At 68.8% G+C, this 23,745-nt stretch carries 20 protein-coding genes; 13 read left to right on the forward strand and 7 right to left on the reverse strand.

Annotated elements, in window-relative coordinates:
- Positions 1-63 precede the first annotated feature (63 nt).
- Positions 64-675, reverse strand: coding sequence for a GTP cyclohydrolase I FolE (gene folE, locus ACW5IY_RS21875; protein ID WP_004141296.1), 612 nt, complete (start codon positions 673-675; stop codon positions 64-66).
- 675 nt (positions 676-1,350) lie between these two features.
- Here folE and ACW5IY_RS21880 point away from each other — a divergent pair.
- The 6 genes from ACW5IY_RS21880 to ACW5IY_RS21905 all read left to right on the forward strand — a co-directional run bounded on the left by ACW5IY_RS21880 (position 1,351) and on the right by ACW5IY_RS21905 (position 6,995).
- Positions 1,351-1,806: a MarR family winged helix-turn-helix transcriptional regulator gene (locus ACW5IY_RS21880; RefSeq protein ID WP_008265191.1), complete on the forward strand. Its 456-nt coding sequence runs from the start codon at positions 1,351-1,353 to the stop codon at positions 1,804-1,806.
- Positions 1,807-1,914: 108 nt separating this feature from the next.
- Entirely contained in the window at positions 1,915-2,124 is a 210-nt protein-coding gene (locus ACW5IY_RS21885) for a DUF1656 domain-containing protein (RefSeq protein ID WP_005411696.1), read from the forward strand.
- Entirely contained in the window at positions 2,121-3,038 is a 918-nt protein-coding gene (locus ACW5IY_RS21890; RefSeq protein WP_049436067.1) for an efflux RND transporter periplasmic adaptor subunit, read from the forward strand. The genes ACW5IY_RS21885 and ACW5IY_RS21890 overlap by 4 nt, the downstream gene beginning before the upstream one ends.
- Positions 3,035-4,495, forward strand: coding sequence for an efflux transporter outer membrane subunit (locus tag ACW5IY_RS21895; protein WP_049436069.1), 1,461 nt, complete (start codon positions 3,035-3,037; stop codon positions 4,493-4,495). Before ACW5IY_RS21890 ends, ACW5IY_RS21895 begins: the two co-directional genes overlap by 4 nt.
- Positions 4,496-4,498: 3 nt before the next feature.
- Positions 4,499-6,538, forward strand: coding sequence for an FUSC family protein (locus ACW5IY_RS21900; protein ID WP_049436072.1), 2,040 nt, complete (start codon positions 4,499-4,501; stop codon positions 6,536-6,538).
- A gap of 61 nt (positions 6,539-6,599) precedes the next feature.
- Positions 6,600-6,995: a hypothetical protein gene (locus ACW5IY_RS21905; protein ID WP_049436073.1), complete on the forward strand. Its 396-nt coding sequence runs from the start codon at positions 6,600-6,602 to the stop codon at positions 6,993-6,995.
- Between the two features lie 125 nt (positions 6,996-7,120).
- On the opposite strand, the gene recD is transcribed toward ACW5IY_RS21905, so the two are convergent.
- Genes recD through recC form a run of 3 tightly spaced genes read right to left on the reverse strand, consistent with a single transcriptional unit; the run spans position 7,121 to position 16,022 of the window.
- On the reverse strand, positions 7,121-9,001 hold the full coding sequence (recD, locus tag ACW5IY_RS21910; RefSeq protein ID WP_049436075.1) for an exodeoxyribonuclease V subunit alpha: 1,881 nt from the start codon (positions 8,999-9,001) through the stop codon (positions 7,121-7,123).
- Positions 8,998-12,678 carry an exodeoxyribonuclease V subunit beta gene (recB, locus tag ACW5IY_RS21915; protein ID WP_049436077.1) on the reverse strand — a complete coding sequence of 1,227 codons (3,681 nt, stop codon included), beginning with the start codon at positions 12,676-12,678 and terminating at the stop codon, positions 8,998-9,000. The genes recD and recB overlap by 4 nt, the downstream gene beginning before the upstream one ends.
- Positions 12,675-16,022: an exodeoxyribonuclease V subunit gamma gene (gene recC, locus ACW5IY_RS21920; RefSeq protein ID WP_049486897.1), complete on the reverse strand. Its 3,348-nt coding sequence runs from the start codon at positions 16,020-16,022 to the stop codon at positions 12,675-12,677. The genes recB and recC overlap by 4 nt, the downstream gene beginning before the upstream one ends.
- 189 nt (positions 16,023-16,211) lie before the next feature.
- Here recC and ACW5IY_RS21925 point away from each other — a divergent pair, with 189 nt between their 5' ends.
- The 6 genes from ACW5IY_RS21925 to ACW5IY_RS21950 are packed head-to-tail and all read left to right on the forward strand — an operon-like array spanning position 16,212 to position 20,308.
- Entirely contained in the window at positions 16,212-17,000 is a 789-nt protein-coding gene (locus ACW5IY_RS21925; RefSeq protein WP_049436080.1) for an ABC transporter ATP-binding protein, read from the forward strand.
- Complete coding sequence (locus ACW5IY_RS21930; protein ID WP_005414955.1) at positions 17,000-17,749, forward strand: MlaE family lipid ABC transporter permease subunit; 750 nt, start codon at positions 17,000-17,002, stop codon at positions 17,747-17,749. Before ACW5IY_RS21925 ends, ACW5IY_RS21930 begins: the two co-directional genes overlap by 1 nt.
- 59 nt (positions 17,750-17,808) lie before the next feature.
- A complete protein-coding gene (gene mlaD / locus ACW5IY_RS21935) occupies positions 17,809-18,333 on the forward strand; it encodes an outer membrane lipid asymmetry maintenance protein MlaD (RefSeq protein ID WP_010487482.1) in 525 nt (174 codons plus the stop codon).
- On the forward strand, positions 18,330-18,992 hold the full coding sequence (locus ACW5IY_RS21940) for an MlaC/ttg2D family ABC transporter substrate-binding protein (protein ID WP_010487479.1): 663 nt from the start codon (positions 18,330-18,332) through the stop codon (positions 18,990-18,992). Before mlaD ends, ACW5IY_RS21940 begins: the two co-directional genes overlap by 4 nt.
- Complete coding sequence (locus ACW5IY_RS21945; protein ID WP_019337965.1) at positions 18,982-19,293, forward strand: STAS domain-containing protein; 312 nt, start codon at positions 18,982-18,984, stop codon at positions 19,291-19,293. The genes ACW5IY_RS21940 and ACW5IY_RS21945 overlap by 11 nt, the downstream gene beginning before the upstream one ends.
- A gap of 1 nt (position 19,294) precedes the next feature.
- The gene (locus ACW5IY_RS21950; RefSeq protein ID WP_049436083.1) at positions 19,295-20,308 is read left to right on the forward strand and encodes an MlaA family lipoprotein; all 1,014 of its coding nucleotides are present in this window, start codon (positions 19,295-19,297) and stop codon (positions 20,306-20,308) included.
- Between the two features lie 85 nt (positions 20,309-20,393).
- Here the strand turns inward: ACW5IY_RS21950 and ACW5IY_RS21955 are convergent, their stop codons facing one another.
- The 3 genes from ACW5IY_RS21955 to ACW5IY_RS21965 all read right to left on the reverse strand — a co-directional run bounded on the left by ACW5IY_RS21955 (position 20,394) and on the right by ACW5IY_RS21965 (position 23,093).
- On the reverse strand, positions 20,394-20,939 hold the full coding sequence (locus ACW5IY_RS21955; RefSeq protein WP_049436084.1) for a glutathione peroxidase: 546 nt from the start codon (positions 20,937-20,939) through the stop codon (positions 20,394-20,396).
- A 127-nt stretch (positions 20,940-21,066) separates the two neighbouring features.
- Positions 21,067-21,465 carry a hypothetical protein gene (locus ACW5IY_RS21960; RefSeq protein ID WP_049486899.1) on the reverse strand — a complete coding sequence of 133 codons (399 nt, stop codon included), beginning with the start codon at positions 21,463-21,465 and terminating at the stop codon, positions 21,067-21,069.
- A 71-nt stretch (positions 21,466-21,536) separates the two neighbouring features.
- Complete coding sequence (locus tag ACW5IY_RS21965) at positions 21,537-23,093, reverse strand: DNA recombination protein RmuC (protein WP_049436087.1); 1,557 nt, start codon at positions 23,091-23,093, stop codon at positions 21,537-21,539.
- Between the two features lie 45 nt (positions 23,094-23,138).
- On the opposite strand from ACW5IY_RS21965, the gene ACW5IY_RS21970 reads away from it, so the two are divergent.
- Positions 23,139-23,744 (forward strand): glutathione S-transferase family protein, encoded by a 606-nt coding sequence (locus ACW5IY_RS21970; protein WP_049436090.1) that lies wholly within the window; start codon positions 23,139-23,141, stop codon positions 23,742-23,744.
- The last annotated feature ends 1 nt before the right edge of the window (position 23,745 follow it).

Below are 23,745 nucleotides of genomic sequence, written 5' to 3' on the forward strand. Positions count from 1 at the left end.
CTGCCGCGTGGGCAGCCGTGGGCATGCCGGCCTGCAGGGGCCGGCGCGGTGCGGGCAAGCGGCTCAGCGCTTGCCGCCCACTTCGATGAAGCGCAGGAACTCGGCGCGGGTGCGCGCGTCGTCGCGGAAGCTGCCCAGCATCTTGGAGGTGACCATGCTGACGCCGCGCTTGTGGATGCCGCGCGTGGTCATGCACTCGTGGGCGCCTTCGACCACCACGCCGACGCCGATCGGCTGCAGCACATCCTGGATGCACTGGGCGATCTGCGCGGTCATTTTCTCCTGCACCTGGAAACGGCGGGCGTAGGCTTCGACGACGCGGGCCAGCTTGCTGATGCCCACCACCTTGCCGGCCGGCAGGTAGCCGACGTGCACGCGGCCGATGATCGGCGCCATGTGGTGTTCGCAGTGGCTTTCGTACTCGATGTCCCGCAGGACGATGAGTTCGTCGTAGCCGGCCACTTCCTCGAAGGTCCGCTCCATGTAGGCGCGCGGGTCGTCGCGGTAACCGCTGAACCAGTCGCCATAGGCTTCGGCGACACGGCGGGGGGTATCCAGCAGGCCTTCGCGGGACGGGTCCTCACCGGCCCAGCGCAGCAGGGTGCGCACGGCATCCTCGGCCTGGTCCTGGGTCACGTCGCCCTGCGGGGCGGCCTTTTCGTTGTTCTTGCTCATTGCGTACAGCGTCCCGAACGGGGGGCGAGCATCGTACCCGACCGGGGGGTGGGTCGTCCTGTTGGGACGGTTCATCGGGGGGTTCTTGCAGCGCCTCGTTGCAGCTGAGCGAGAGGGGGAGGGGCAGGCCAGGCGGGACACGCCGCAAGTACGTCCCTGTAGGCTCGGCCACGGCATCCATGCCGTGGACGGTCCTGCCCGGCCTGCCCCTCCCCCTCTCCGACAATTTCCTGCGGGCGCGGCCGGACCGCCCGAAAGCGGGGTCAAAAGCGGGGGTTCATGGCCTCGGAGGCGGCCCGCCGCCGCCCTGGTGGGTGCGGACCGTTGGTCCGCACTGCTTCCGCTCTTGCTTCTAAGAGCCAACCCACCGCGCTCGCGGGGTGTTGGGCGGGCAGCGGGGGCCGGGCGGGGCAGGACCGTCCGCGGCATGGGCCCGAGGCATGCCTCGGGCGGGTTGGGCAGGACGCCCAACCCCGGTCTTGCCGTGTGCGCAGGACGCGCACACGAGCAAGCCGCGGCCGAGCCCCCAGGGACGGGTTTACGGCGTGTCCTGCCCCGTCCGGCCCCCGCCGCCCCACCCGGCACCAGGCAGGCGCAACGCTTTCCTCAACCCACCCACCCATTCAGCAAAAACCATTGATAGGAATGAAATTAGTAGTATCCTATCTATCTCTTATGGACCGACCCCTCGACGAGCGCACCGTGCTGCAGATGCAGCTCAGCTCCGGCCTGCTGTACGCAGGGCGGCAGTGGCAGCGCCTGGCCGACAGTCGGCTCGGCAGCTACGGCATCTCCACCGCCTGCACCATGCCCCTGTTGATGATCGGCCGCTCCGGCGGTGGCATCCGCCAGGTGGCACTGGCCCAGCAGCTGGGCATGGAAGGGCCCTCCCTGGTGCGCCTGCTGGACAAGCTGTGCGCCAGCGACCTGGTCCGCCGCGAAAGCGATGCCAGCGACCGCCGCGCCAACCTGTTGTGGCTGACCGACGCCGGGCAGGCGCTGGTCAGCGAGCTGGAAGACCAGCTGATCGGCCTGCGCCAGGACGTGTTCGGCGAGCTTTCCATGGATGAACTGCACGCCGTGCTGAAGGCCTGGCGCCTGCTGGCCGAGGCCGCCGACCGCATCACGTAAGAGCGCTGCCCCCGAACACCGCCGCTGCCGTGCATACGCCAGCGGCTTTTGCCCGTTGCCGTTGTTCTGTTGTCCCTCCCCTCCCCCACCTCGCCCCCGCCCCTACCGATGCCCGGTGAATTCAGTCTCCACGGAGTGTTCGTCCCGACCCTGCTCGGGTTGATGTTGTTGGCCTACCTGGTCAACAGCGGTCTGCACGCGCTGCTGCAGCGTGCCGGTGCCTATCGCCATATCTGGCACCCGCCACTGTTCAACCTGGCGCTGTACGGGATCGTGCTTGGCCTGCTGTTCCACCTCCTGCGTTGGATGCAATCGTGAACAAGATCGTGAAGAAGACCCTGCCCATACTGCTGACCAGCGCATCGGTGATCGTCGCCCTGCTGGTGCTGCGCCAGCTGTGGGTCTATTACATGGATGAGCCGTGGACCCGCGACGCGCATGTGGGTACCGACGTGGTGCAGGTGGCGCCGGACGTGTCCGGGCTGGTGGAAACGGTGGACGTGGCCGACAACCAGGCAGTGAAGAAGGGCGACCTGCTGTTCGTGGTCGATCGCGCCCGCTACCGCATCGCGCTGGAGCAGGCACGCGCCAGCCTGGCCGAGCGCCAGGCCTCGGTGGCGCAGCTGCGCCGCGAAATCGGCCGTGACCGCAGCCTGCAGGATCTGGTCGCCGCCGAGGACGCCGAAGTACGCCGCGCCAAGCTGCAGGCAGCACAGGCTGCGCTGGGCACCGCACAGGCGGCGGTCGACCTGGCCGAGCTCAACCTGGGCCGCACCGAGGTGCGCGCACCGGCCGATGGCCGGGTCAACGACCGCACCATGCGCGTGGGCGACTACGTGGTGGCCGGCAAGCCGGTGCTGGCGCTGCTGGACACCGGCTCGTTCCGCATCGACGGCTACTTCGAGGAAACCCGCCTGCGCGGCGTGGCCCCGGGGCAGCGCGTGGACATCCGCCTGATGGGCGAATCGGCGCCGCTGCGCGGCCATGTCGAGAGCATCGCCGCCGGCATCGAGGATCGCTACCGCAGCAACGGCAGCACCCTGCTGCCGAACGTGACCCCGGCCTTCGACTGGGTGCGGCTGGCGCAGCGCATTCCGGTGCGCATCGCCATCGACGAAGTGCCAAAGGGCGTTGAGCTGATTGCCGGCCGTACCGCCACGGTGACCGTACAGACCAACAGCACCAAGCATGCAGACAAGGTCGGCACCGCGCCGACACAGGCGGGCCTGTGAACGCCACCCTGCCCCGTCTCGGCCTGATCGTCGCGCTGGCCAGCCTGGCCGCGTGCAGGACCGTCGGCCCGGACTACGCGCTGCCGGAAGGCTCGGCGTTCAAGCGCCCGGAGGCCAATGCGGCCTTCATCGATACGCAGAACCCGCAGGTGGCCGCCAACCAGGCGCTGCCCGACCGCTGGTGGTCGTTGTACAACGACCCGGTGCTGGATGGGCTGATCACCCAGGCGCTGCGTGACAACGTGGAACTGAAGGCCGCCGATGCGCACCTGCGCCGCGCCGCCGCCGTGTACGAACAGGCGCTGGACGCCGGTGGTTTCGAGTACGAGGCCGAGGCCGGCGTCAGCCGCGCGCAGCTGTCGGCCGAATCGTTCCTGCAGGAGCACGAGCTGCCGGTGATCAACCTGGCCGATGGCAAGTTCGCGGTCAGCTACCAGTTCGACCTGTTCGGCAAGCTCAAGCGCGGCGCCGAAGCGGCGCGTGCCGACGAGCAGTCGGTGGCGGCGGCACGCGATCTGGCCCAGGTCAGTGTGGTCGCCCAGGTGGCCGACAGCTACCTGGAAATCTGCCATGCCAACCACGAACTGCACGTGGCCGAGCATTCGCTGCAGCTGCAACAACGCAGCCGCACCGTTACCGAGCGCCTGATCGCGGCTGGCCGTGGCACGCCGCCGGAGCTGGCCCGCGCCAATGCCCAGGTAGCGCTGCTGGAAGCTGCACTGCCGCCGCTGCAGGCCCAGCGGTCGGCAGCCGCCTATTCGCTGGCCGCACTGCTGGGCCAGACCCCGGGCCAGTTGCCAGCCGGCGTGATCGATTGCGCACACGCGCCCAGCCTGGCGCAGCCGTTGCCGGTCGGTGATGGCCGTGCGCTGCTGCAGCGCCGCCCGGACGTGCGCCAGGCCGAACGCAAGCTGGCCTCGGCCACCGCGCGCATTGGCGTGGCCACCGCCGAGCTGTATCCGGACATCCGCCTGGGTGCCTCGGTGGGTGCCGCCGGCCTGCTGGAAGACTTCGGCACGCCGATGACCCAGCAATGGTCGATCGGCCCGCTGATCTCGTGGACGTTGCCGTCGTCGGGCACGCACGCGCGCATCCACGCCGCCGAAGCCGGTGCCGACGCGGCGCTGGCCGAGTTCGACCACACGGTCCTGCAGGCGCTGCGCGAGACCCAGACCGCGCTGGACCGCTATGCGCAGGACCTGCGCCGCCTGCAGTCGCTGCGCATCGCGCAGGAACAGGCCGCACTGGCTGCCGAGCAGAACCGCCGGCTGTACCAGGGTGGCCGCACGCCGTACCTGTCCAGCCTGGATGCCGACCGCAGCCTGGCCACCAGCGATGCCACCCTGGCCGCTGCCGAAGCGCAGGTCTCGCGCGACCAGATCCACCTGTTCCTGGTATTGGGTGGTGGCTGGCAGGCCAGCGCCGCCGCGCCCAACGCCTCGACCGCAGCGAAGTAAGCCATGAACGCGCTGACCGACCGCCAGGCCTGGCTGTTCTCGATCAAGACCTACCTGGCCGCGGTGGCCGCGCTGTACATCGCCATGGCCGGCAACCTGTCGCGCCCGTACTGGGCGATGGGCACGGTGTACATCGTCAGCCAGCCGCTGCTGGGCCCTACCCGTGCCAAGGGCGTGTACCGCATCGTCGGCACCCTGGTGGCCGGCCTGGCCACCCTGCTGGTGCTGCCGGCACTGGTGGAAACGCCGCTGGTCCTGAGCGCGGCGATGTCGATCTGGCTGGCCGGCTGCCTGTTCATGGCCCTGCTCAACCGCGGGCCGCGCGGCTACGCGTTCCTGCTGGCCGGCTACACCACCGCCTTCATCGGCTTCCCCGCAGTGACCTCGCCGGAAACCATCTTCGACACGGTGGTGGCGCGCAGCGAGGAGATCATCCTCGGCACGGTGGTGGCGGTGCTGTTCGCCTCGCTGCTGTTCCCGGCCTCGGTGCGCCCGATGCTGCGCGCCCGCATCGGCAACTGGATGGAGGACGCCGCGCAGTGGTGCCGGCAGATCCTGGAACGTGGCCGTGCACACGCGCCACGCAACCGGTTGGCCGCCGATCTGGTGCAGTTCGAGGCGCTGATCGAATTCCTGCGCCGCGATGATCCACGCCATGCAGGGTCAGCGGTGTCGATGGAGCGCCTGCGCGAGCGCATGCTGCTGCTGTTGCCGGTGCTGTCCTCGATCGCCGACCGCCTGAGTGCGCTGCGCAGCGATGGCCAGGCGTTGCCGGAAGGCCTGCCGGAGCTGATCGACGCCATCCACGACTGGCTCGACGGGCCGACCAATGCCAGCGAGTACGCCCGCCTGCGCGCGCGCATCAGTGCGCTGAAGCCGCAGGTGGACCGCGACCTGCAGCACCTGCAGCTGGCCAGCCTGCTGCTGCGCCTGGAAGAACTGGTGGACCTGTGGCAGGACTGCCGCACCCTGCAGCACGCCATCGACCACGGCACCGCGCCGCTGGACCGCGCGCACTACCGCATCCGCACCGAACGCGTGGCCGCCGACAAGCACGTCGACTACGGCATGGCGCTGTTCTCCGCGCTCAGTGCCGGCGTGGCGCTGATGAGCTACTGCGTGCTGTGGATCGCGCTGGGATGGGAAGGCGGCGGCAACGGCGCGATGATGGCCGCGGTGACCGCCGCGTTCTTCGCCGCACAGGACGATCCGGCACCGAGCATGGTGTCGTTCCTGGTGTGGGCGATGGTCGCCTCGGTGGTGGCCGGCGTGTACCTGTTCGGCGTGTTCCCGGCCGTGCACGACTTCGGCCTGCTGGCACTGGTGCTGGCGGTGGCGTTCCTGCCCCTGGGGCTGATGCTGCACCACCCCAAGAGCGCGTTGTTCGCGCTGCCGCTGACAGTGAACCTGGCTGCGCTGCTGAGCCTGCAGAACACCTACAGCGCCAACATCCAGACCTTCCTCAACTCGTCCATCGCAATGTTCATCGGCATTGGCTTTGCGGTGGTGATGACCCGCCTGTTCCGTTCGGTGGGTGCCGAATGGACCGCGCACCGGCTGGTGCGGCAGGGCTGGACCACACTAGCCGAAGCCGCCGAAGGACGTGGCCAGCAGGACCGCCAGCGCTTCGCCGCGCGCATGCTCGACCTGCTGGGCCTGCTCGCACCGCGCCTGGCGGCGACGCCCGAGGGCAGTGACATCGCTTCGGTGGATATGCTCAATGAGGCGCGCATCGGCCTGAACATCCTGCAGCTGCGCCGCGCCCGTCTGGAACTGCCCGAGCGCAGCCGCGAGGCGGTCGAGCACATCCTGGAAGAGATCGCCGGGCATTACCGCCGTCAGATCGCCGCGCGCAAACCGATTGTGGCGGCCGAGGCGCTGCGCGAGCGGCTGGATACCTCGCTGGGCCGGGTCGGCAGCGTGGCCGCCTGCAAGGCCCGCGATGAAGCCCTGATGGGCCTGATCGGCCTGCGCTTCGCGTTGTTCCCGGAGGCGAAGGCGTTGGCGCCGGGGTGGGCGGACGCCGGCGCTGCATCAGCCTGATAATGATCGGTGGCGCCGGGCGATGCCCGGCAGCCTTTCGCCACGCCAGCAGGATGGTTCAATGAGTTACGACATGATGGTGTTCGAGGCCAGCGCCGCCCCACGTGAGGCGGCGGCCTTCATCGCCTGGTTCGAGAAGCAGACGCAGTGGAACGAACGCCACGAGTATGACGACCCGACGGTCAGCAGCCCGGCGCTGCAGGCCTGGTTCGCGGAAATGGCGCAGGAATTTCCACCCCTGGACGGCCCATTGAGCAACGACGATGACGACCGTGCCGAGGTGACCGAGTACAGCATCGGCCGCGAGGTGATCTACGGCGCGTTCGCGTACTCGGTGGCCGAGCGCGCGCACGGACGCGTGCAGGACCTGGCCGAGAAGCACGGCGTGGGCTTCTTCGATGTAAGTGCTGATGAAGCGGCAATCGTGTTCCCGGATGGGCTGGTACTCATCGCGTAGATCCACGCCATACGTGGATGAACGCCAAAACGATCGGCGCGCGCTCTTGTAGAGTCGAGCCACGCTCGACTCCGTGGCCCATCAGCCGAGCATGGCTCGGCTCTACAGGAAGCGCATCGCGCACGTCAAAACAACGTGCCCTGCACCGCAGGTTGTTCGATGCGTGCCGGTAATTCGGCCACCTCTTCCGCACCCAGCCGCCAGGCCAACCCGCCCAGCCGGCTGGCGTGGCGCTTCAACGCCGCCTGCAGCACCTCTGCGTTGCCTGCTACGTGCAGTACCTGACGGGCACGGGTCAGGCCGGTGTAGACCAGTTCGCGTGACAGCACGCGGCTGTCCTGGCGTGGCAGCTGCAGCCACACTTCATCGAACTCCGAGCCCTGTGCCTTGTGCACGGTCATCGCGAAGGCGCTTTCGTGTGCGGGCAGTGCGGCCGGGTGGAAGGCGCGTGGCTGGTCGACGCTGTCGCCCGGGAACCAGGCCACCATCGCGCCACTGTCATCGCGCAGGCAGATGCCGATATCGCCGTTGAACAGGCGGTGCCGGTAGCTGTTCTCGGTAACCAGCAGCAGGCGGCCCTGGAAGTAGCCCGGGGTGTTGCCGGCCAGCAACTGTTCGATGCGGCTGTTGAGGCCGCGCGCACCCTGCGGGCCTTCGCGCAGCGCGGTCAGCACGCGCAGACGCCCGGCCTGCTGCAGGGCACTTACCGGATCAGCGGCCTCGGCCAGCGCGCGCCAGTGGCCGAGCAGATGCTCGCGTTGGCCACGCAATGGATCGGCTTCGCCTTCATGGAAATGCACGCCAGCCAGTGAACCGCCACGCAGCAGCTGCAATGCGGTGCTGCTGTCGCCTTCGCGCACGGCATGCGCCAGCGGTGCGAGGTCCAGCGCATCACTCTGACGGTAACCGCGCTGCAGCTGCACGCGGCGGCCAGCAAAGGCGCGTGGTGCCGCCTGTGGCTGCAAGGTGGCCGGCGCCAGCAGACCATGCAGTGCCTGCGCGTCATCAGCGCGGGTGCCGATGCCATCACCGCTGGCGCGCAGGATCGCGCTGAGCACGTCGCCTGCCTCGACCGACGGCAGCTGATCGGGGTCGCCGAGCAGGATCAGGCGGGTGCCGCTGGCGATCGCATCGACCAGCTTGGCCATCATCGGCAGATCGATCATCGAGGCTTCGTCCACCACCACCACATCCACCGGCAGCGGGTTGTCGGCGTGGTGACGGAAGCGCGGTGAATCGGGAATCACACCGAGCAGGCGATGCAGGGTGGTGCCGGTACTGGGCAGCGCCGTACACAACGCCGGGTCCAGTCCTTGTTCCTGCAGCCGTTGCACGGCGACGCGCAGGCTCTCGGCCATGCGTTCGGCGGCGCGCCCGGTAGGCGCGGCCAGCGCCACCTCGGGCAGCGGTTGGCCGGCATGCCGGGCCTGTGCCGCCAACAGCAGCAACAGGCGCGCGATGGTGGTGGTCTTGCCGGTGCCGGGGCCGCCGGTAACCAGCGCCAGCGGATGGCGCAGGGTCACGCCGGCTGCGCGTGCCTGGTGATCTTCACTGTTCAATGCCTGCGGGAACAGCTGCGCGAACAACGGCACCAACGCCGTCATGTCCGGCGCCGGCAGCGGATGCCGACCGATGCGCTGCAGACCGGCAGCCAGCTGGCGCTCGTACTCGCGGTAGCGGCGCAGGTACAGCAGGCCGTTTTCCAGCACCAGCGGCGCATCCTCGGCGATGGTGTCGGACTGCTCGGGTGTCGCCACCCACGGCGATGCACGCAGCTGTGCCAGCCAGGTCTGCGCCTCCGGCCATTCCGGCACGCCTTCCAGCAGGCGCTGCGGCTGCGCCGGATCGAAACCGGCGTGGCCCTGCGACACCGCCAGCGAGGCCAGCGCCGCCGCCAGCGCCACGCTCTCGGGCGTGTCGTCGCGCAGCCGCTGCAGGCTGGTTGCCAATGCATGGTCCAGGGTGCGCAGCTGGCCTTTCTTGTGCAGCTCCTTCAGCAGGCTCATGCGCTGGCTCCACGGACACGTGCGGCCAGTTCGGCCTGGGCCTGTTCGCCACCGGCGAACAGCGCGTCCAGCGCATCTACCAACGCCAACGGGAAACGATCCACATGCACGCCATTGCCAGCGGCATCCAGGCCGCGGCAGAACAGATAGCGGATACCGCCCATGTCGCGCTCGTAGTCGTAGGCTGTGCCCAGGCGGAAGCGCAGCCAGCGATGCAGGGCCACGGTATAGATCAGCGCCTGCAGGTCGTACTCGCTGTGGCGCATGGCGATGGCCAGCAGGTCCGGGCTGTAGCCGGGCAGGCGATTGGACTTGTAGTCGAGCACGTACCAGCGCCCGTCGCGCACGTAGGTCAGGTCGATCATGCCGGTCATCAGCCCTTCCAGCCGACGGCGCTGGCCGAAGCCTCGACGACCACTGGAAACGCCATGCGCATGCAGCACCTGCAGCAGCGCCGGCACCGTGGTCGGCTCGATAGCAAAATGGAAGTCGATTTCCGCGCGGCGTTCACCTTCGGCCAAGCTGTGCAGCGCGCCGCCTTCGGGCAGCGGTACGGTCAGCGTGTGACCAACCAACGGCACCAACACCGCCACGCCGTCGTCCAGATCGACGTCGGCATAGCCTTCATCGTGCAGTGCCTTGCGCAGTACCTCGGCCTGCCCCTCGGGCGCTTCGAGGCCTGGCTGCCAGTCACCCCATGCGGCGAAGTCGATGTTCTCCATCGCCTCGTGCAGCACATTGCCGAAGCGGCTGCCCATGAAGCGCGGGTCGATCGGCGCGCTGTCTTCGACGACGGCGGCGGGTTCCGGCAGCGCCGGTTCCAGCGGCAGTTCCGGGCCAGCCGGTTCGTCGGCGGCCGGTGCCGGCAGCTCGGTGGCGGCCGCTTCGATATCGTTGCCGGCACCGGCGTCTGCGTGGGCCAGCTGGGTGAAGCTGTAAACCCACCAATCATGCGGCACGCGCCGGGTCAGTGCACGCACCGCCGGAAGCTCACCTTCCACTTCGGCCGCCAGCTGCGGCAGCGCGGCCGGTGCCTCACTGTCATCGATGTGCACATCGGCGTGTGCGCGCAGCGCCTGCAGGTCGCCCAGCAGCGGCGCCAGACGTGTCTTGCCGAGCCCGGCCAGATCACCCACGGCGATCCACAGCGCATGCTCGGCGCGGGTCAGTCCCACATACAGCAGGCGCGCATCCTCGGCGCGCTGTTCGCGCTCACGCTGCGTGCTGGCCGCTTCCCAGGCCTCGTCCTTGTCCAGCTTCCAGTGCAGCTGGCGCTCGCCGCCGACGTGCACGGTGCAGTGCGAGGCGGTGTTCGGTGCGCCGCCGTCGATGCCGACAAAGGGCAGGAACACCAGCGGATACTCCAGGCCCTTGCTCTTGTGCAGGGTGATGATCTGCACGCGGCGCGCATCCGATTCCAGGCGCAGCAGCTGCTGCTCGTCATCCTGATCGGCGCTGGCCATCTGCCCCTGCAGCCAATCCAGCAGGCCGTGCATGCCCAGCGCCTGCGCCGAGGCTTCCTGCAGCAGTTCACCCAGCTGCAGGTAATTGGTGAGGCGGCGCTCGCCATCGATCAGCGCCAGCAGGCGCTCGCCCTGCGCGGCACAGACATCGGCGATCACCGCGAACGGTCCGCCGCGCTGCCAGCGTTCGCGCCAATGCAGCAGCTGCGCCTGGAACCCGCGTTGCAGGTCGCCCTCGCGTTCCATCGCCGCAATCGCACTTGCACGCTGGCCGAGCAGTACCGTGGCCAGCGCTGCGCGCAGGCGGCCTTCGTCAGCCGGTTGCAGCAGTGCCAGCAGCAGCGCACGCAGATCACGCGCTTCAGGGGTGGCGAACAGGCTCTGCTTGCCGGCTGCCACCGCGGGAATGCCGACCGCGGCCAGCGCGCGCTGCACCAGGGTGGCCTCGCGATGCGAGCGCACCAGCACCGCGATGTCGCCGGGCTGCACCGGGCGCCCACGCAACACGGCATTGCCCGCACGCGCCTCGACCAGGATCTGGTGGATGGCGGCCACGCAGGCCTGGGTGGCCGCGTCACGCGAGGCGTCGGCACTCATCGCCTTGTCACCGCCACTACGCAGCACGCGCAGGGTGAGCGCCGCGGCGGCATGGCCGTCGCGCTGGTAGTCCGCATCGCTGCGCACGCCACCGGGCCGCACCGGCTCGAACTGGATGTCGCGTTCGAGGAAGGCGTCTTCGCCAGCGTTGTCGTACAGCGCCTGCAGCGCGCGCAGCACAGCGGGTCGCGAGCGGAAGTTCTGGTCCAGCACCGGCGCCTGCTGCGCCACCTGCTTGGCCTTCAGGTAAGTGTGGATATCACCGCCGCGGAAACCGTAGATCGCCTGCTTGGGGTCGCCGATCAGGAACAACGCCGGCGCCAGGCCCAGCTCGCGCACCTCCGGCGAATCGCCGAACACGGTGTGGAAGATGCCCCACTGGCGATCGTCGGTATCCTGGAACTCATCAACCAGCGCGATGCGGTACTGCGCGCGCAGCTGACTGACCAGCGTCAGTCGCTGCGGGCCTTCGAGGGCGAGCGCTACGCCATCGATCAGATCGTCGTAGGTCTGCACCCGGCGCGTGCGCTTCAGCGCCTGCAGCCGCTGCGTGGCGTCGGCGCGAAGCGCGTGCAGGAAATTCAGCGCGGTAGCGCGCAACCAGGCATCGCGTTCGGCCAGCAGCGCGACATAGCGCGCCAACGGCGCCTGCAAAGCGGATGACGGCGTGCGCTCGGCGAACTTCTTGTTGGTCTTGGCGGCCAGCGCCTCCGGCAGCAGCGCCGGCAGGCGCTCGCTGGCCAGCAGCTCACGCGGATCGGCGCGCCCGGCCCAGGCCAGCAGCTGCCGGCCCAGCGGATGCAGCCAACCCAACTTGTAGGACACACCGTTGAGCCACTTGTTGTCGACCGCATCGCAGAGGTCGATGAAGAACTGCTCGCCATGCTCGCGCACGCTTGCGGACAGTGCTTCTGCCGCGCTCTGCAATGCCGGGTGTGGATCGGCCAGTGTCACCGGCTGTGGCAGCGGATGCAGCGGTGGCGTGCCCAGCAACGCGCGCAGATCGGCGGCCAGCGCGTCCGGGTTGGACCACAGCCAGGTCAGCGGCTCCAGCGTGGCCGGGTCGTTGGCGTGCACCCGCCACAGGTCGGCCGCCAGCTCCTCCAGCAGCTCGCGGTCACTGGCCAGCAGTTCCGGCGGATCGAAGGTATGGCCGCTCTCCAGCGCATGCTCGCGCAGCACGCGGGTGCAGAAGCCGTGGATGGTGAAGATGGACGCCAGATCGATCTCGTCGGCCGCCACCTGCAGACGGCGTTTCAATGCGGCGGCGCTTTCGCTGCCCTCGTGCAGATGACGCTGCAGCACCGCGCGGGTGAGGCGCACGTCCGGCGCTTCGCCCTCGGCCGGTTCCAGATCGACCAGGAGTGCGGCCAGCGCCAGGCGCTCGCGGATGCGCTTGCGCAGTTCCTGGGTAGCGGCGTCGGTGAAGGTCACTGCCAGGATCTGGCCGATTCGCAGGCCCTGCTCCACCACCAGGCGGGTGAACAGCGTGGCCAGGGTGAAGGTCTTGCCGGTGCCGGCGCTGGCTTCGATGAGGCGGATGCCGTCCAGCGGCAGGGTCAGGTAGGGATCACGGCTGAGGGATTCGATGCCGTCTTCGGCGATGGCGGTGCTCATGCGTTGCCCTCCTGGCGTGCTTCGGCGCCGAGAGTGCGGCCTTCGCGCACCGCGCTGAAGACCACCTGGCTGTTACGCAGCAGGTCGGCATAGCTGGCATCGCTGGCGAACGGGTCTGCGCCGCGCAGCAGCAGCTGCCAGGCGTCGCTGCTGGATTCACCCCAGGTGCGGTCGCTGCCGTGCCATTGCTTCCAGCCTTCGCTGCGCTGTTTTTCTGTCGGCGCGTTGTACAGCACCCAGCCGGTGTACGGGGCAAAGCGCAGCGGCTCACGCAGGCCACGTTGGCGCAACTGCAGCAGCGCACGCAGCGCCGCGCGCGCAGCCGGAACGCTCAGTGCCGGAAGCACATGTGGGCCGGGACCGGCGTCGCCGCCATCGTGGAACTGCACAAGTGGCAGCGCGTCGCCAGCGGCGTTGGCCAGCAGCCAGTCCAGGCCCTGACGAATCACTGCGTTGCCATTGAGCGTGCCGGCACGCAGGCGCACCAGCCCTTCGGGATGCCGATCGGCCACGCGGCCATGCAGGCGCACGCCATCGATGTCCACTTCGTAGCGACGGCTTTCCAATGGTTCGCCCTGCATCCAGCCCAGCAGCGCGCTGGCATACGGGCGCGTCTTCAACTGCTCCACCTCGAACTGGCGCTCGCCCAATGGACCCGAGGGCAGCAGGCCGCGCGCCCGCAGCCGCGGGTACAACGGCTCGGTATCGCCGCTGAGCGTGGCGCGCACCACCGCCGCCTGCACGCTGCGCTTTTCCGGCCCGCGCGAGGACAGCACCAGCGGTTCCAGGTCATCAACCTCCTCGACATCGTCGGCCAGGCGCAGGCCCAGCGACTGTGCGAGGAACTGCCCGGCCGGGTCGCACAGGAAACGGCGCAGGGTATCGAGCGCGACCTCCTCTTCCACCGCATCGTCGAGCGGCGGCGGCAACGGTGCATCGAACCACGGCTGCAGGCCACCGCGCTGGCCGGTCAGGCGACCGGCGGCCGGATGCCACTGGCGGCGATAGCTGAAGCGGCGTGGATCACCATCACCGAACGCGGCTGGCGAGAACGGCTGCAAGGCGTGACGCACGGTGAAGTCCCGGACCGCCGCAGGCGGATCGAGGTGATACGCGGCGGCGGCATCGATCAGTTCGCTGACCAGCACCGACGGCTCCCGCACGCTGCCATCGCGCGGATCGGCGCCGAGATAGCTGAGATAGAACACCTCCTGCGCGGCCGCGAACAGCTGCAGGAACAGGAAGCGGTCGTCTTCCCGGGTAGAGCGGTCACCTGGACGGCGACGCGGCGTATCCAGCTCGGCGGTGAGCTGGTTGAGACCGGCGGCCGGGTCGCGGCGGGGGAAATCACCATCGTTGAGCCCGAGCACGCAGATCACCCGGAACGGCAGCAGGCGCATCGGCACCATGCGGCCGAAACTGATGCCACCGGTCAGCAGCGGTGCGCGCGTATCGGCCTCACCCAGCGCCCCAGCGAAGTGCGAACGCACCACCTCCGGCGGCACGCCGTCTTCGAAACCGGCCTTGGCGGCATCGTCGGCGAACTGGTTGAGCAGCTTGCGCAGGCGCTCCAGCGCGCGCTGGCTGTTGGGCGAGCTGGGCGCGGTGGGCAACAGTGCATCCAGCAGCGACAGCAGGCGCTGCCGCCACTGCGCCGGGGTCAGCAGCTCGCCGAGGCGACGCTGATAGATCGCCAGCACGCGCAGCAGGCGCAGCAGCCGGTCCAGCGCGTCCAGCGCGCCGCCTTCCAGTTCGATCCACGGCGCCACGCCTGCCAGGTCGGCATCGCTGCCGGTGGCATGGCCGAGTACCAGGCGATCCAGCGCGAACTGCCAGGTGTAGGCGTCGTCGGCCGGTGCCTGGTGCTGGTTGCGGTGCTTCGCATCCAGGCCCCAGCGTGCACCGGCCTGCTGCAGCCAGCCGTGCAGGCGATCGAAGTCCACCGCTTCCAGCCCAGCCGCTTCGGCCAGCGGCGCGCTGGCCAGCAGGTCCAGCACTTCGTTCAAGCCAAAGCGCGAGACCGGCAGGCCCAGCAGGTGCACGAACACATCGGCCAATGGCTCGCCCGCCAGTGGACTGCTGTCGGCCAGCGCATACGGAATGTGCTCCTCCTCGCCGCCGCGACCGCCGAACACCGCCTCCAGGTAGGGCACATAGGGATCGATGTCCGGCGCCAGCACCGCGATCTCGCGTGCTTGCAACGGCGGGTCGAAGCGCGGGTCCTGCAGCAGGCTGCGCAGCTGGTCGTGCAGCACCTGCAGCTCGCGCAGCCGGGTATGGCAGGCGTGTACCTGCAGGCTGGGATCGTCGCTGCGCAGGCCGTCGCGCAGCTCGCCCGAGGGCAGTGCGCGGCGGTGGAACATATCGCGCTGCAGGCGATGCAGCAGGCTGTCGGACAGGCCGCCTTCGTCCAGGGTCGGGCGCGTGTCCTCTTCCGGATCGGAATAGGCGGCGATCTCGCCGGCCGGATGCACCACCTCGTAGCTGCCCAGCACCGCCATGAAGTCGCGCCCGGCCGCACCCCAGGCTTCCAGCAGGCGGTTCTCGCCGGCCGCTTCACCGAAGGGATCGGGCGCGCCGCTGCGCAGGCGCTCGGCCAGCGTCTGCAGGTCACCCCAGTACGACTGCACCGGGGTGGGCATATAGAAGTGCAGCTCGCCCACCCGTGCCTGCGTGGCCATCACCCGCAGCACGTCGGGCGAGATGTTGAGCGTTGCGAACGCGGACATGCGCGGCGGCAAGCCCTTCGGCAGCGGCTGGCCGGCGCCTTCGAAGCGGTCCAGGTACTCCTGGATGCGGCGGGCGCGGTAGTCGTGGCCCCGGGTGATGGTGCGCCAGAGGATTGCCTGTGGATCGGCCGGATCGGCGCCGGCCGCCCAGCGTAGCAGCCAGTCACGGCGCCAGGCCTGGTACTTCTCGAACACCGAGGCCAGCTCGCCGGCCAGCGCCCACGGCTTCAGAGCATCATCGCCGGCAAGATAGGACTGCAGCGCGCGCATCGGTGGCTGCGCCAGCAGCGACGGATCGCGTAGCGCCTGGTACAGCTTCCAGTGCAGGCCGGCGGCGTCCAGATCGTCCTGCTCACCGCTGACATTGGCCTTCAGCGCGCGCGCCACGAACTCACCCGGGGTCAGGAATTCGAGGTTGGCGGCGACACCGAATTCGGCGGCCAGTGTCGCCTGCAGCCAGCGGCGCATCGCCACCTGCGGGATCAGCACCACTTCCGGCGCCAGCAGCGGCTGGCCCGGTACCGGCGCACGCACGTTGCGCGCCAGCAGCGCGGCCAGCACGTCCAGGGAGTTGGAATGGTAGAGGCGGAAATCGCTGCCTGGGTCACTCATCATGCACAGTGTGCAGGACGGCAGGCAGTATTCAATGGTCAGCCCATCGCCGGTACGGATTGTTCCGGGCTGCCGGGTGATTGTCCCGGCCTGCGCGAGGCCTTGCCGTGCAACAATACTGGACCGTCCAGTCTGCTTATGTTCAGCCGACGGGTCCGATCCTTCGATGTCTAAAAAACGTTAATGGTGCCCATGTCGGCTTCCACCTCCAGTCTGGTGCAGTTATCCAACGTCCGCATCGACCGGAGCGGACGCACGATCCTGCGCGACGTGTCGCTGCAGGTGCCCAAGGGCAGCATCACTGCGGTGCTCGGTCCGTCCGGCAGCGGCAAGTCGACCCTGCTGGCGGCGCTGACCGGCGAACTGCGCCCGGTCGCCGGCGAGGTCACCCTGTTCGGCAAGCCGATCCCGCATGACAGCGGCGCGCTGCTGGAAATGCGCAAGAGCGTGGGCGTGCTGTTGCAGGGCAACGGCCTGCTGACCGACCTCACCGTGGCCGAGAACGTCGTCCTGCCGCTGCGTACGCACACCCGCCTGCCGACCGCCGTGCTGCGCCGGCTGGTGCAGATGAAGCTGCATGCGGTGGGCCTGCTGGCCGCCGCCGATGCCTGGCCGCGCGAGCTGTCCGGTGGCATGGCGCGCCGTGTGGCGCTGGCCCGTGCACTGGCGCTGGACCCGCCGCTGATGATCTACGACGAGCCGCTGACCGGGCTGGACCCGATCGCCTCGGGGGTGATCATGAGCCTGATCCAGCGCCTCAACCACAGCCTGGGCCTGACCAGCATCATCGTCAGCCACCACGTGCACGAGACCCTGCCGATCTGCGACCAGGTGATCGCGATCGCCAATGGCGGCATCGTGTTCCAGGGCACGCCCGAGGCACTGCAGTCCAGCCAGGACCCGCTGCTGCGGCAGTTCCTGCACGGCCAGCCGGATGGCCCGATTCCGTTCGATGCCGCGCCACGCGCGAGGGTTGCCTGATGCCGTTCGTCCAAGCCACCCGCTCGCTTGGCCGCGCCGGCCTGTTCTCGCTGACCGTGCTGCGCGGTTCGCTGCCCACGCGTGATTTCCTGGCCGAGCTGACCCGCGAGATCTACAAGATCGGCGCGCGCTCGCTGCCGATCATCGCCGTCGGCGGTGCCTTCGTCGGCCTGGTGCTGACCCTGCAGGGCTACCGCACGCTGACCACCTTCGGCGCGGCCGACGCGCTGTCGACCCTGCTCGGCCTGTCACTGTACCGTGAGCTGGCACCGGTGCTGACCGCGCTGCTGTTCATCGGCCGCGCCGGCAGTTCGATCGCCGCCGAACTGGGCCTGATGCGTGCCACCGACCAGATCAAGGCGCTGGAGCTGATGGCGATCGATCCGGTAGCCAAGGCGGTGGCGCCGCGCTTCTGGGCGGCGGTGCTGACTGTGCCGTTGCTGACCGGCATCTTCTGTTCGCTGGCGATCAGCGCCAGCTACTTCGAAGCCGTGCACGTGCTGGGCCTGGACAACGGCGTGTTCTGGTCGGCGCTGCGCAACAGCGTGGACTTCTGGGACGACTTCGGCGTGGCGATGCTGAAGTCAGCGATCTTTGGCGGCACTGCCGCGCTGGTCGCCGCCTACGTTGGTTTCCATGCCGAGCCGACCATTGAAGGCACCTCGGTGGCGACCACCCGTGCGGTGGTCAACGCTTCGCTGCTGGTGCTGATGTTCAACTTCGTGCTGTCGGCAATGTTGTTCACCTAACCCCTCCACCGGCGGTGCGCAGGCGCGCGCGGCCACCACGACTCGATCAGGTAATCCACATGGCCATCCGCGGTCCCAGACTCGAATTCTCCGTCGGCGCTTTCCTGCTGCTGGCCCTGGCCTCGCTGATGGTGCTGGCCGTGGCCTCGACCAACCAGCGCTGGAGCTGGGGCAGTGAAGGCTATGACCTGAAGGCGCGCTTCTCCCAGGTCGGCCAGCTGCGCAAGCAGGCGCCGGTGAAGATCGGCGGCGTCACCGTCGGCCAGGTCGCGTCGATCGACCTGGACCCGGTGAAGTTCGAATCGATCGTGACCCTGCGCATGGACAGCAAGGTCAAGGACCTGCCGGCAGACACCTCGGCCGGCATCTTCACCAGTGGTTTGCTCGGCGAGAGCTATATCGGTCTGCAGCCGGGCGGTGATCCGGACGTGCTGAAGGCCGGCGACGAGATCGTCTTCACCCAGCCGGCGGTGGACCTGATCCAGCTGGTCGGCAAGTACATGTTCAGTGGCGGCGCCGGTGGCGGCGCTGCTCAGAAGCCCAACGATGGCGCGCAGGCGCCTGCAACGGAACCGCAACCATGAAGATGAAACTGATCCCGGCCCTGCTCGCCTCGGCGCTGCTGGCGGCCACCCCGTTCCTGGCCCAGGCCCAGGCCGCCGCGCCTGCCGCTGCCGCAACGCAGAGCCAGGCCGGCAAGGTGGTGATCGATGCCAGCAGCCGCATCCTGTCCACGCTGCAGCAGCGCAAGAGCGAGTTCACCAGCAACCCGGCCAGCCTGCGCAGCTACATTGACAGCGAGCTGACCCGCACCTTCGACCGCGACTACGCCGCGCGCCTGGTGCTGGGCCCGCACGCCCGCGGCGCCTCCGACGCCGACATCAAGCTGTTTGCCGATGCCATGGCCGACAGCCTGATGCAGCGCTACGGCTCGACCCTGCTCAACATCCAGGGCAAGCCGAGCTTCCGCCTGAAGGGTGAAAGCCCGCTGCCGGGCAATCGTGGCGTGCGCGTGAGCACCGAACTGGTGCGTGCCGGCAACGAGCCGACCCCGGTCGAGTACTGGATGCGCAACGTGAATGGCCAGTGGAAGATCTTCGACGTCAACATCGAAGGCATTTCCTACGTGCAGACCTTCCGCAACCAGTTCGATACCCCGCTGCGCCAGAAGGGCATCAAGCAGGTGGCCAACGAACTGCACAGCGGCAGCATGCAGGCCGGGCCCGCGGGCAATGGCAAGTAACGCACTGGCGCTGCTGGAAGGCGACACCCTGCGCCTGCGCGGGGTGCTCGACCGTGCCGCGGTGATCGCGCTGTGGCCGCAGCTGCAGGCCCTGCCGGCGAAGCTGTCACGGCTGGAGCTGGGTGAGGTCGAACGCGTGGACAGCGCCGGCCTGGCGCTGCTGGCCGAACTGGCCGCACGTGCGCGCAACGCCGGCCACCCACTGGCGATCTCCGGCGCACCGGCCGGCTACAACGAGCTGAGCGCAGCCTACCGGCTGTCGCCCGACCTGGATTTCAACGCTACTTCTGCTGCGAGCTGACATGAACGTCGTACGCACTTTCCCCCTGATCGTCCTGGCCACCGCCCTGACCGCCTGCGCCGGCAAGCCCGCACGCAGCGATGCACCGGCAGCCAGCACCGTGGTCCCGGCCAGCACCATCGCCGAGGCCTCCGCCCCCACTGCCGATACCGGAACGGTCGACGCCGCGCCGGCAGCAGCCGTGGTTGCCGCACCTGCACCGGCCACGCCACCATCCGCACCAGTCCGCAGCGCCGACACCGATGCGGCCAGGGCCGCAGCGGCGACCGCACCCGGTGGTGATGACGACTTCGATGCCCTCTATGGCGGCGCCGGCAACACCGGCAGCGCAGCGGCCTACGATCCGTGGGAACCGTTCAACCGCAAGGTGCACACCTTCAACAACGCGGTTGACCGCGGCATCGCGCGCCCGCTGGCCACCGCCTACACCCACGTGGTGCCGCGCTTCGCCCGCACCGGCGTCAGCAACTTCTTCAGCAACCTGCGCGCACCGGTGACCATCACCAACCAGCTGCTGCAGGGCCGCGGTGCCGATGCGTGGGACAGCCTCGGCCGCTTCCTGATGAACAGCACGCTGGGTATCGGCGGCCTGTTCGATCCGGCCAGCAAGGCGATGGTGCCGCGTCGCAATGAGGACTTCGGCCAGACCCTGGGTGCCTGGGGCTGGCGGCGTTCGCGCTACGTGGAACTGCCGTTCTTCGGCCCGCGTACCGTGCGCGATGTGTTCGGCCTGGCCGGTGACATTCCGCTGTCGCCGATCCGCCGTATCGAAGAGGACAAGATCCGCATCGGCCTGCAGGGCCTGCAGCTGGTCGATACCCGCGCGCAGCTGCTGGCGATCGACAACCTGCGTGACACCGCCGTGGACGAGTACTCGCTGGTACGCGATGCGTGGATGCAGCGCCGCAACTACCAGATCGAGAACGATCTGCGCAGCAAGCGCGACCGCGGCCACGACGATGCCAATTCGCCGATCCCGGTCGATGCCATGCCGATGCCGAACTGGAGCAACTGATCGCTGCAGCCCGTGCATGAAAAAACCCCGCCTCGGCGGGGTTTTTCTTTTCCGGTAGGTGCCAACCTCGGTTGGCACGCTTTCCTCAGGCCGCCAGCGCGGCCTCGATGGCTTCGCGCAGGCGCGTGTCATCGGCAGCCACGTCCGGGGCGAAGCGCGCGATGACCCTGCCGTCGCGGCCAACCAGGAACTTCTCGAAGTTCCACAGCACCGCCGGCGCTGCGTGGATCGGAATCTCCTTGCTCGCCAGGCGCTCACGCAGCGGACCTTCGCCGATCGACTGCGGCTGGGCGGCGGTCAGCTGCTGGTACAGCGGGTGGGTGTCATCACCGGCCACACTGATCTTGGAGAACATCGGGAAGCTGACGTCGTAGGTGAGCTGGCAGAACTGCTGGATCTCCGCCTCGCTGCCCGGCTCCTGGCCGAGGAAATTGTTGGCGGGGAAGCCCAGCACTTCCAGGCCCTGTGCGTGCTTTTCCGCATACAGCGCCTGCAGGCCTTCGTACTGCGGGGTCAGACCGCACTTGGAGGCGACGTTGACCAGCAGCAGCACCTTGCCCTGGTAGTCGGCAAGCGAGGACGGCTGGCCGTCGATGGTGGTGAGTGAAATGTCCTGGATCGGGGTGCTCACGCGGGGGCTCCGGCAACAGCGGGGAATGGCCCACCAGCATAGCGCCGCGCGCGCTGTTGTAGAGCCGAGCCCACGCTCGGCTGATGGCCACAGCCGCCGAGCGTGGGCTCGGCTCTACAGGCAGGATTCAATCCACGCAGATCGTGCCCTGCGCCTTGCCGTCATCAATGCGCTGGCGGCAGCCGAAATTCTGGCGCACATCGCGCTGGCAGGTCCCGGTGGCGACGCTGCCGACAGTCACCTCGCCGCCGGCCAGGCACTGGCCCGTGCAGTCGCTCCTGCGGCTGCAGGCCTTGCCGGCGTCGGCGTAAGGAATCACGCACTGTTCGCGCTGCAGCCGGCCCAGCCGCTGCAGGGTGCCGCCAGCGGCCTGGCAGTCGACGTCGCGCGCTTCGCGGTAGGCCTCGGCTGCTTCAGGGCTGGTGGCTGCAGCAGGTGCGGCCGCCGTATCGGCGGCCGGTGGTGCGCTGCTGCAGGCGGCAAGCAGCGCGGTCAGGACAAGGCTGGTGAAGCGGCGCAGGCGCATGACGATACCTGATCGAAGCGGACAGGCCGCCAGCATACGCATCGGCGATGCAGGCGGCGTGTCAGCGTGGCTCAGGTCTCGTCGCCGTCGCCTTCACTGCCTTCGTCCTCGCCCGCCGCATCACCCTCGGCCAGATCGCCGAGCAGCGACTGCGCCTGTTCGGACGCCAGCGACTCCACGCCACGCAGGCGCCGTTCGATGGTGCGGGTCTTGCGGCTGGCCTCGCCGATGCTGCGACCCACCGTGGTGATCTGCTTCTCGGCCTTTTCGAGGATGCCGGCGAACTTGCCGAACTCGCTCTTCACCGCACCCAGCAGGCTCCACACCTCGCTGGAACGCTGCTCGATGGCCAGCGTGCGGAAGCCCATCTGCAGGCTGTTGAGCAGCGCGGTGACCGTGGTCGGGCCGGCCACCACCACGCGGTGCTCGCGCTGCAGCAGGTCGACCAGGCCCGGGCGCCGGATCACTTCGGCATACAGGCCTTCGGTGGGCAGGAACATCACCGCGAAGTCGGTGGTGTGCGGCGGCGCGATGTACTTGTCGCAGATCGACTTGGCCTGCACGCGCACCGCGCGCTCCAGCTGGATGCCCTGCAGGCGCACACCCTCGGCGTCTCCCTGTTCCTGCGCGTCCAGCAGGCGCTCGTAGTCCTCGCGCGGGAACTTGGAGTCGATCGGCAGCCACACCGGCGTGTCGTCGCTGCTGCGGCCCGGCAGGCGCACGGCGATATCGACCATCTCGCCACTATCCGGGCGCACCTTCACCGCACGCGCGTACTGCTCCTGGGTGAGCGTCTGCTCGAGGATGTTCTCCAGCTGTACTTCACCCCAGCTGCCACGGTTCTTGACGTTGGTCAGCACGCGCTTGAGGTCGCCGACGCCGGTGGCCAGCTGCTGCATTTCGCCGAGGCCACGCTGCACCTGTTCCAGGCGCTCGGAGACTAGTTTGAAGGAATTGCCCAGCCGCGTTTCCAGCGTGGACTGCAGCTTCTCGTCCACGGTGTGGCGCATCTGCTCCAGCTTCTGCGCGTTGTCGTTCTGCAGCGCGCGCAGCTGTTCTTCCAGCGTCGTGCGCATCTCGGCGATGCGCTGCTCGTTGCGCTGCGTCAGTTCCTGCAGGCGCAGGCCAAGGCTTTCGGTCAGGCGCTGCTGCGACTGCGCGCCCTCCTCGCGGCCCTTGCGTGCATCGTCCACCAGGGTCTGGCGCAGCGCGCCGAGCTGGGTATCGGTACGCCCGGTGAGCTCCTGCAGCTGCTGGCCAAACGCATGGATGCGCGCTTCCTGCTGCTGGCCGAAGGTCTCCAGCTGGCCGCGCAGTTCCTGCAGCCGCTGTCCCATCAACGCCGCTCCCCGCTGCTGGCTCTCGGCCGCTTCGGCACGCGCCTTGCGGGCGTCCTCACCCAGCGCTTCGCGCAGCAGGTCCAGGCGCTGGTCGGTGCGGGTGGACAGGTCGGTCAGCGCGCGGGCAAAACCATCGAGCTGTTCGCGCAGTTCGCTGCGCCCGGCGCGCGCCTCCTCGCGCACCGCCTGTTCCAGGCGGTCGTGCGGCGGGCGGCGCAGCAGGGCGACCAGCTGCAGGATGAGCACGGCCAATAGAAGACCGCCAATGAGCAGATATTCGGTTTGCATGGAGCAAGTGTAGGCTGGCCGAGTCTCAGCCGCTGCGTCAGGACCATGCTCGCTCTGTACGGAAAGCCCACCTCCATCAATGTGCGCAAGGTGCTGTGGCTGCGCGCGGGGCTGGATCTGCCCCTGCACCACGAACCGGCACCCCCGCCGGACCTGCTGGCCGCACTGAACCCCAACCGGCAGGTGCCGGTGCTGCGCGATGGCGACTTCGTGCTGTGGGAATCCAACAGCATCTGCCGCTACCTGGCCGCACGCGCCGACCGCGAGGACCTGCTGCCACGTGCAGCAAAGGACCGGGCCCGGGTGGAGCAGTGTATGGACTGGCAGGCCAGCGACCTCAACAGCGCCTGGCGGCACGTGTTCATGGCGCGCGTGCGCCAGCATCCGGACTACCCGGATGACGCCCGTGCGGAGGCCAGCCTGGCGCAGTGGAACCGATTGATGGGCATGCTTGATGCACAGCTGGCCACCACCGACGGCTACGTGGTGGGCAACACCTTCACCCTGGCTGATGTCGTGCTGGGGCTGTCGACCCAACGCTGGCGCAGCACGCCGGGCAGCAAGCCCGCGCTGCCCCACGTCGCCGCATGGTTCGAGCGCCTGCGAGAGCAGCCCGGTTTCGCCGAACACGTCGACAACGGCGTGGCGTGAG

Source organism: Stenotrophomonas sp. C-A (genome assembly GCF_054030835.1).

Bases quoted from the DNA above. Each gene is read 5' to 3' on its own strand.
- folE (WP_004141296.1), bottom strand. From the start codon at position 675: ATGAGCAAGAACAACGAAAAGGCCGCCCCGCAGGGCGACGTGACCCAG.
- ACW5IY_RS21880 (WP_008265191.1), top strand. From the start codon at position 1,351: ATGGACCGACCCCTCGACGAGCGCACCGTGCTGCAGATGCAGCTCAGC.
- ACW5IY_RS21885 (WP_005411696.1), top strand. From the start codon at position 1,915: ATGCCCGGTGAATTCAGTCTCCACGGAGTGTTCGTCCCGACCCTGCTC.
- ACW5IY_RS21900 (WP_049436072.1), top strand. From the start codon at position 4,499: ATGAACGCGCTGACCGACCGCCAGGCCTGGCTGTTCTCGATCAAGACC.
- ACW5IY_RS21905 (WP_049436073.1), top strand. From the start codon at position 6,600: ATGAGTTACGACATGATGGTGTTCGAGGCCAGCGCCGCCCCACGTGAG.
- recD (WP_049436075.1), bottom strand. From the start codon at position 9,001: ATGAGCCTGCTGAAGGAGCTGCACAAGAAAGGCCAGCTGCGCACCCTG.
- recB (WP_049436077.1), bottom strand. From the start codon at position 12,678: ATGAGCACCGCCATCGCCGAAGACGGCATCGAATCCCTCAGCCGTGAT.
- recC (WP_049486897.1), bottom strand. From the start codon at position 16,022: ATGATGAGTGACCCAGGCAGCGATTTCCGCCTCTACCATTCCAACTCC.
- ACW5IY_RS21925 (WP_049436080.1), top strand. From the start codon at position 16,212: ATGTCGGCTTCCACCTCCAGTCTGGTGCAGTTATCCAACGTCCGCATC.
- ACW5IY_RS21930 (WP_005414955.1), top strand. From the start codon at position 17,000: ATGCCGTTCGTCCAAGCCACCCGCTCGCTTGGCCGCGCCGGCCTGTTC.
- mlaD (WP_010487482.1), top strand. From the start codon at position 17,809: ATGGCCATCCGCGGTCCCAGACTCGAATTCTCCGTCGGCGCTTTCCTG.
- ACW5IY_RS21940 (WP_010487479.1), top strand. From the start codon at position 18,330: ATGAAGATGAAACTGATCCCGGCCCTGCTCGCCTCGGCGCTGCTGGCG.
- ACW5IY_RS21945 (WP_019337965.1), top strand. From the start codon at position 18,982: ATGGCAAGTAACGCACTGGCGCTGCTGGAAGGCGACACCCTGCGCCTG.
- ACW5IY_RS21950 (WP_049436083.1), top strand. From the start codon at position 19,295: ATGAACGTCGTACGCACTTTCCCCCTGATCGTCCTGGCCACCGCCCTG.
- ACW5IY_RS21960 (WP_049486899.1), bottom strand. From the start codon at position 21,465: ATGCGCCTGCGCCGCTTCACCAGCCTTGTCCTGACCGCGCTGCTTGCC.
- ACW5IY_RS21965 (WP_049436087.1), bottom strand. From the start codon at position 23,093: ATGCAAACCGAATATCTGCTCATTGGCGGTCTTCTATTGGCCGTGCTC.
- ACW5IY_RS21970 (WP_049436090.1), top strand. From the start codon at position 23,139: ATGCTCGCTCTGTACGGAAAGCCCACCTCCATCAATGTGCGCAAGGTG.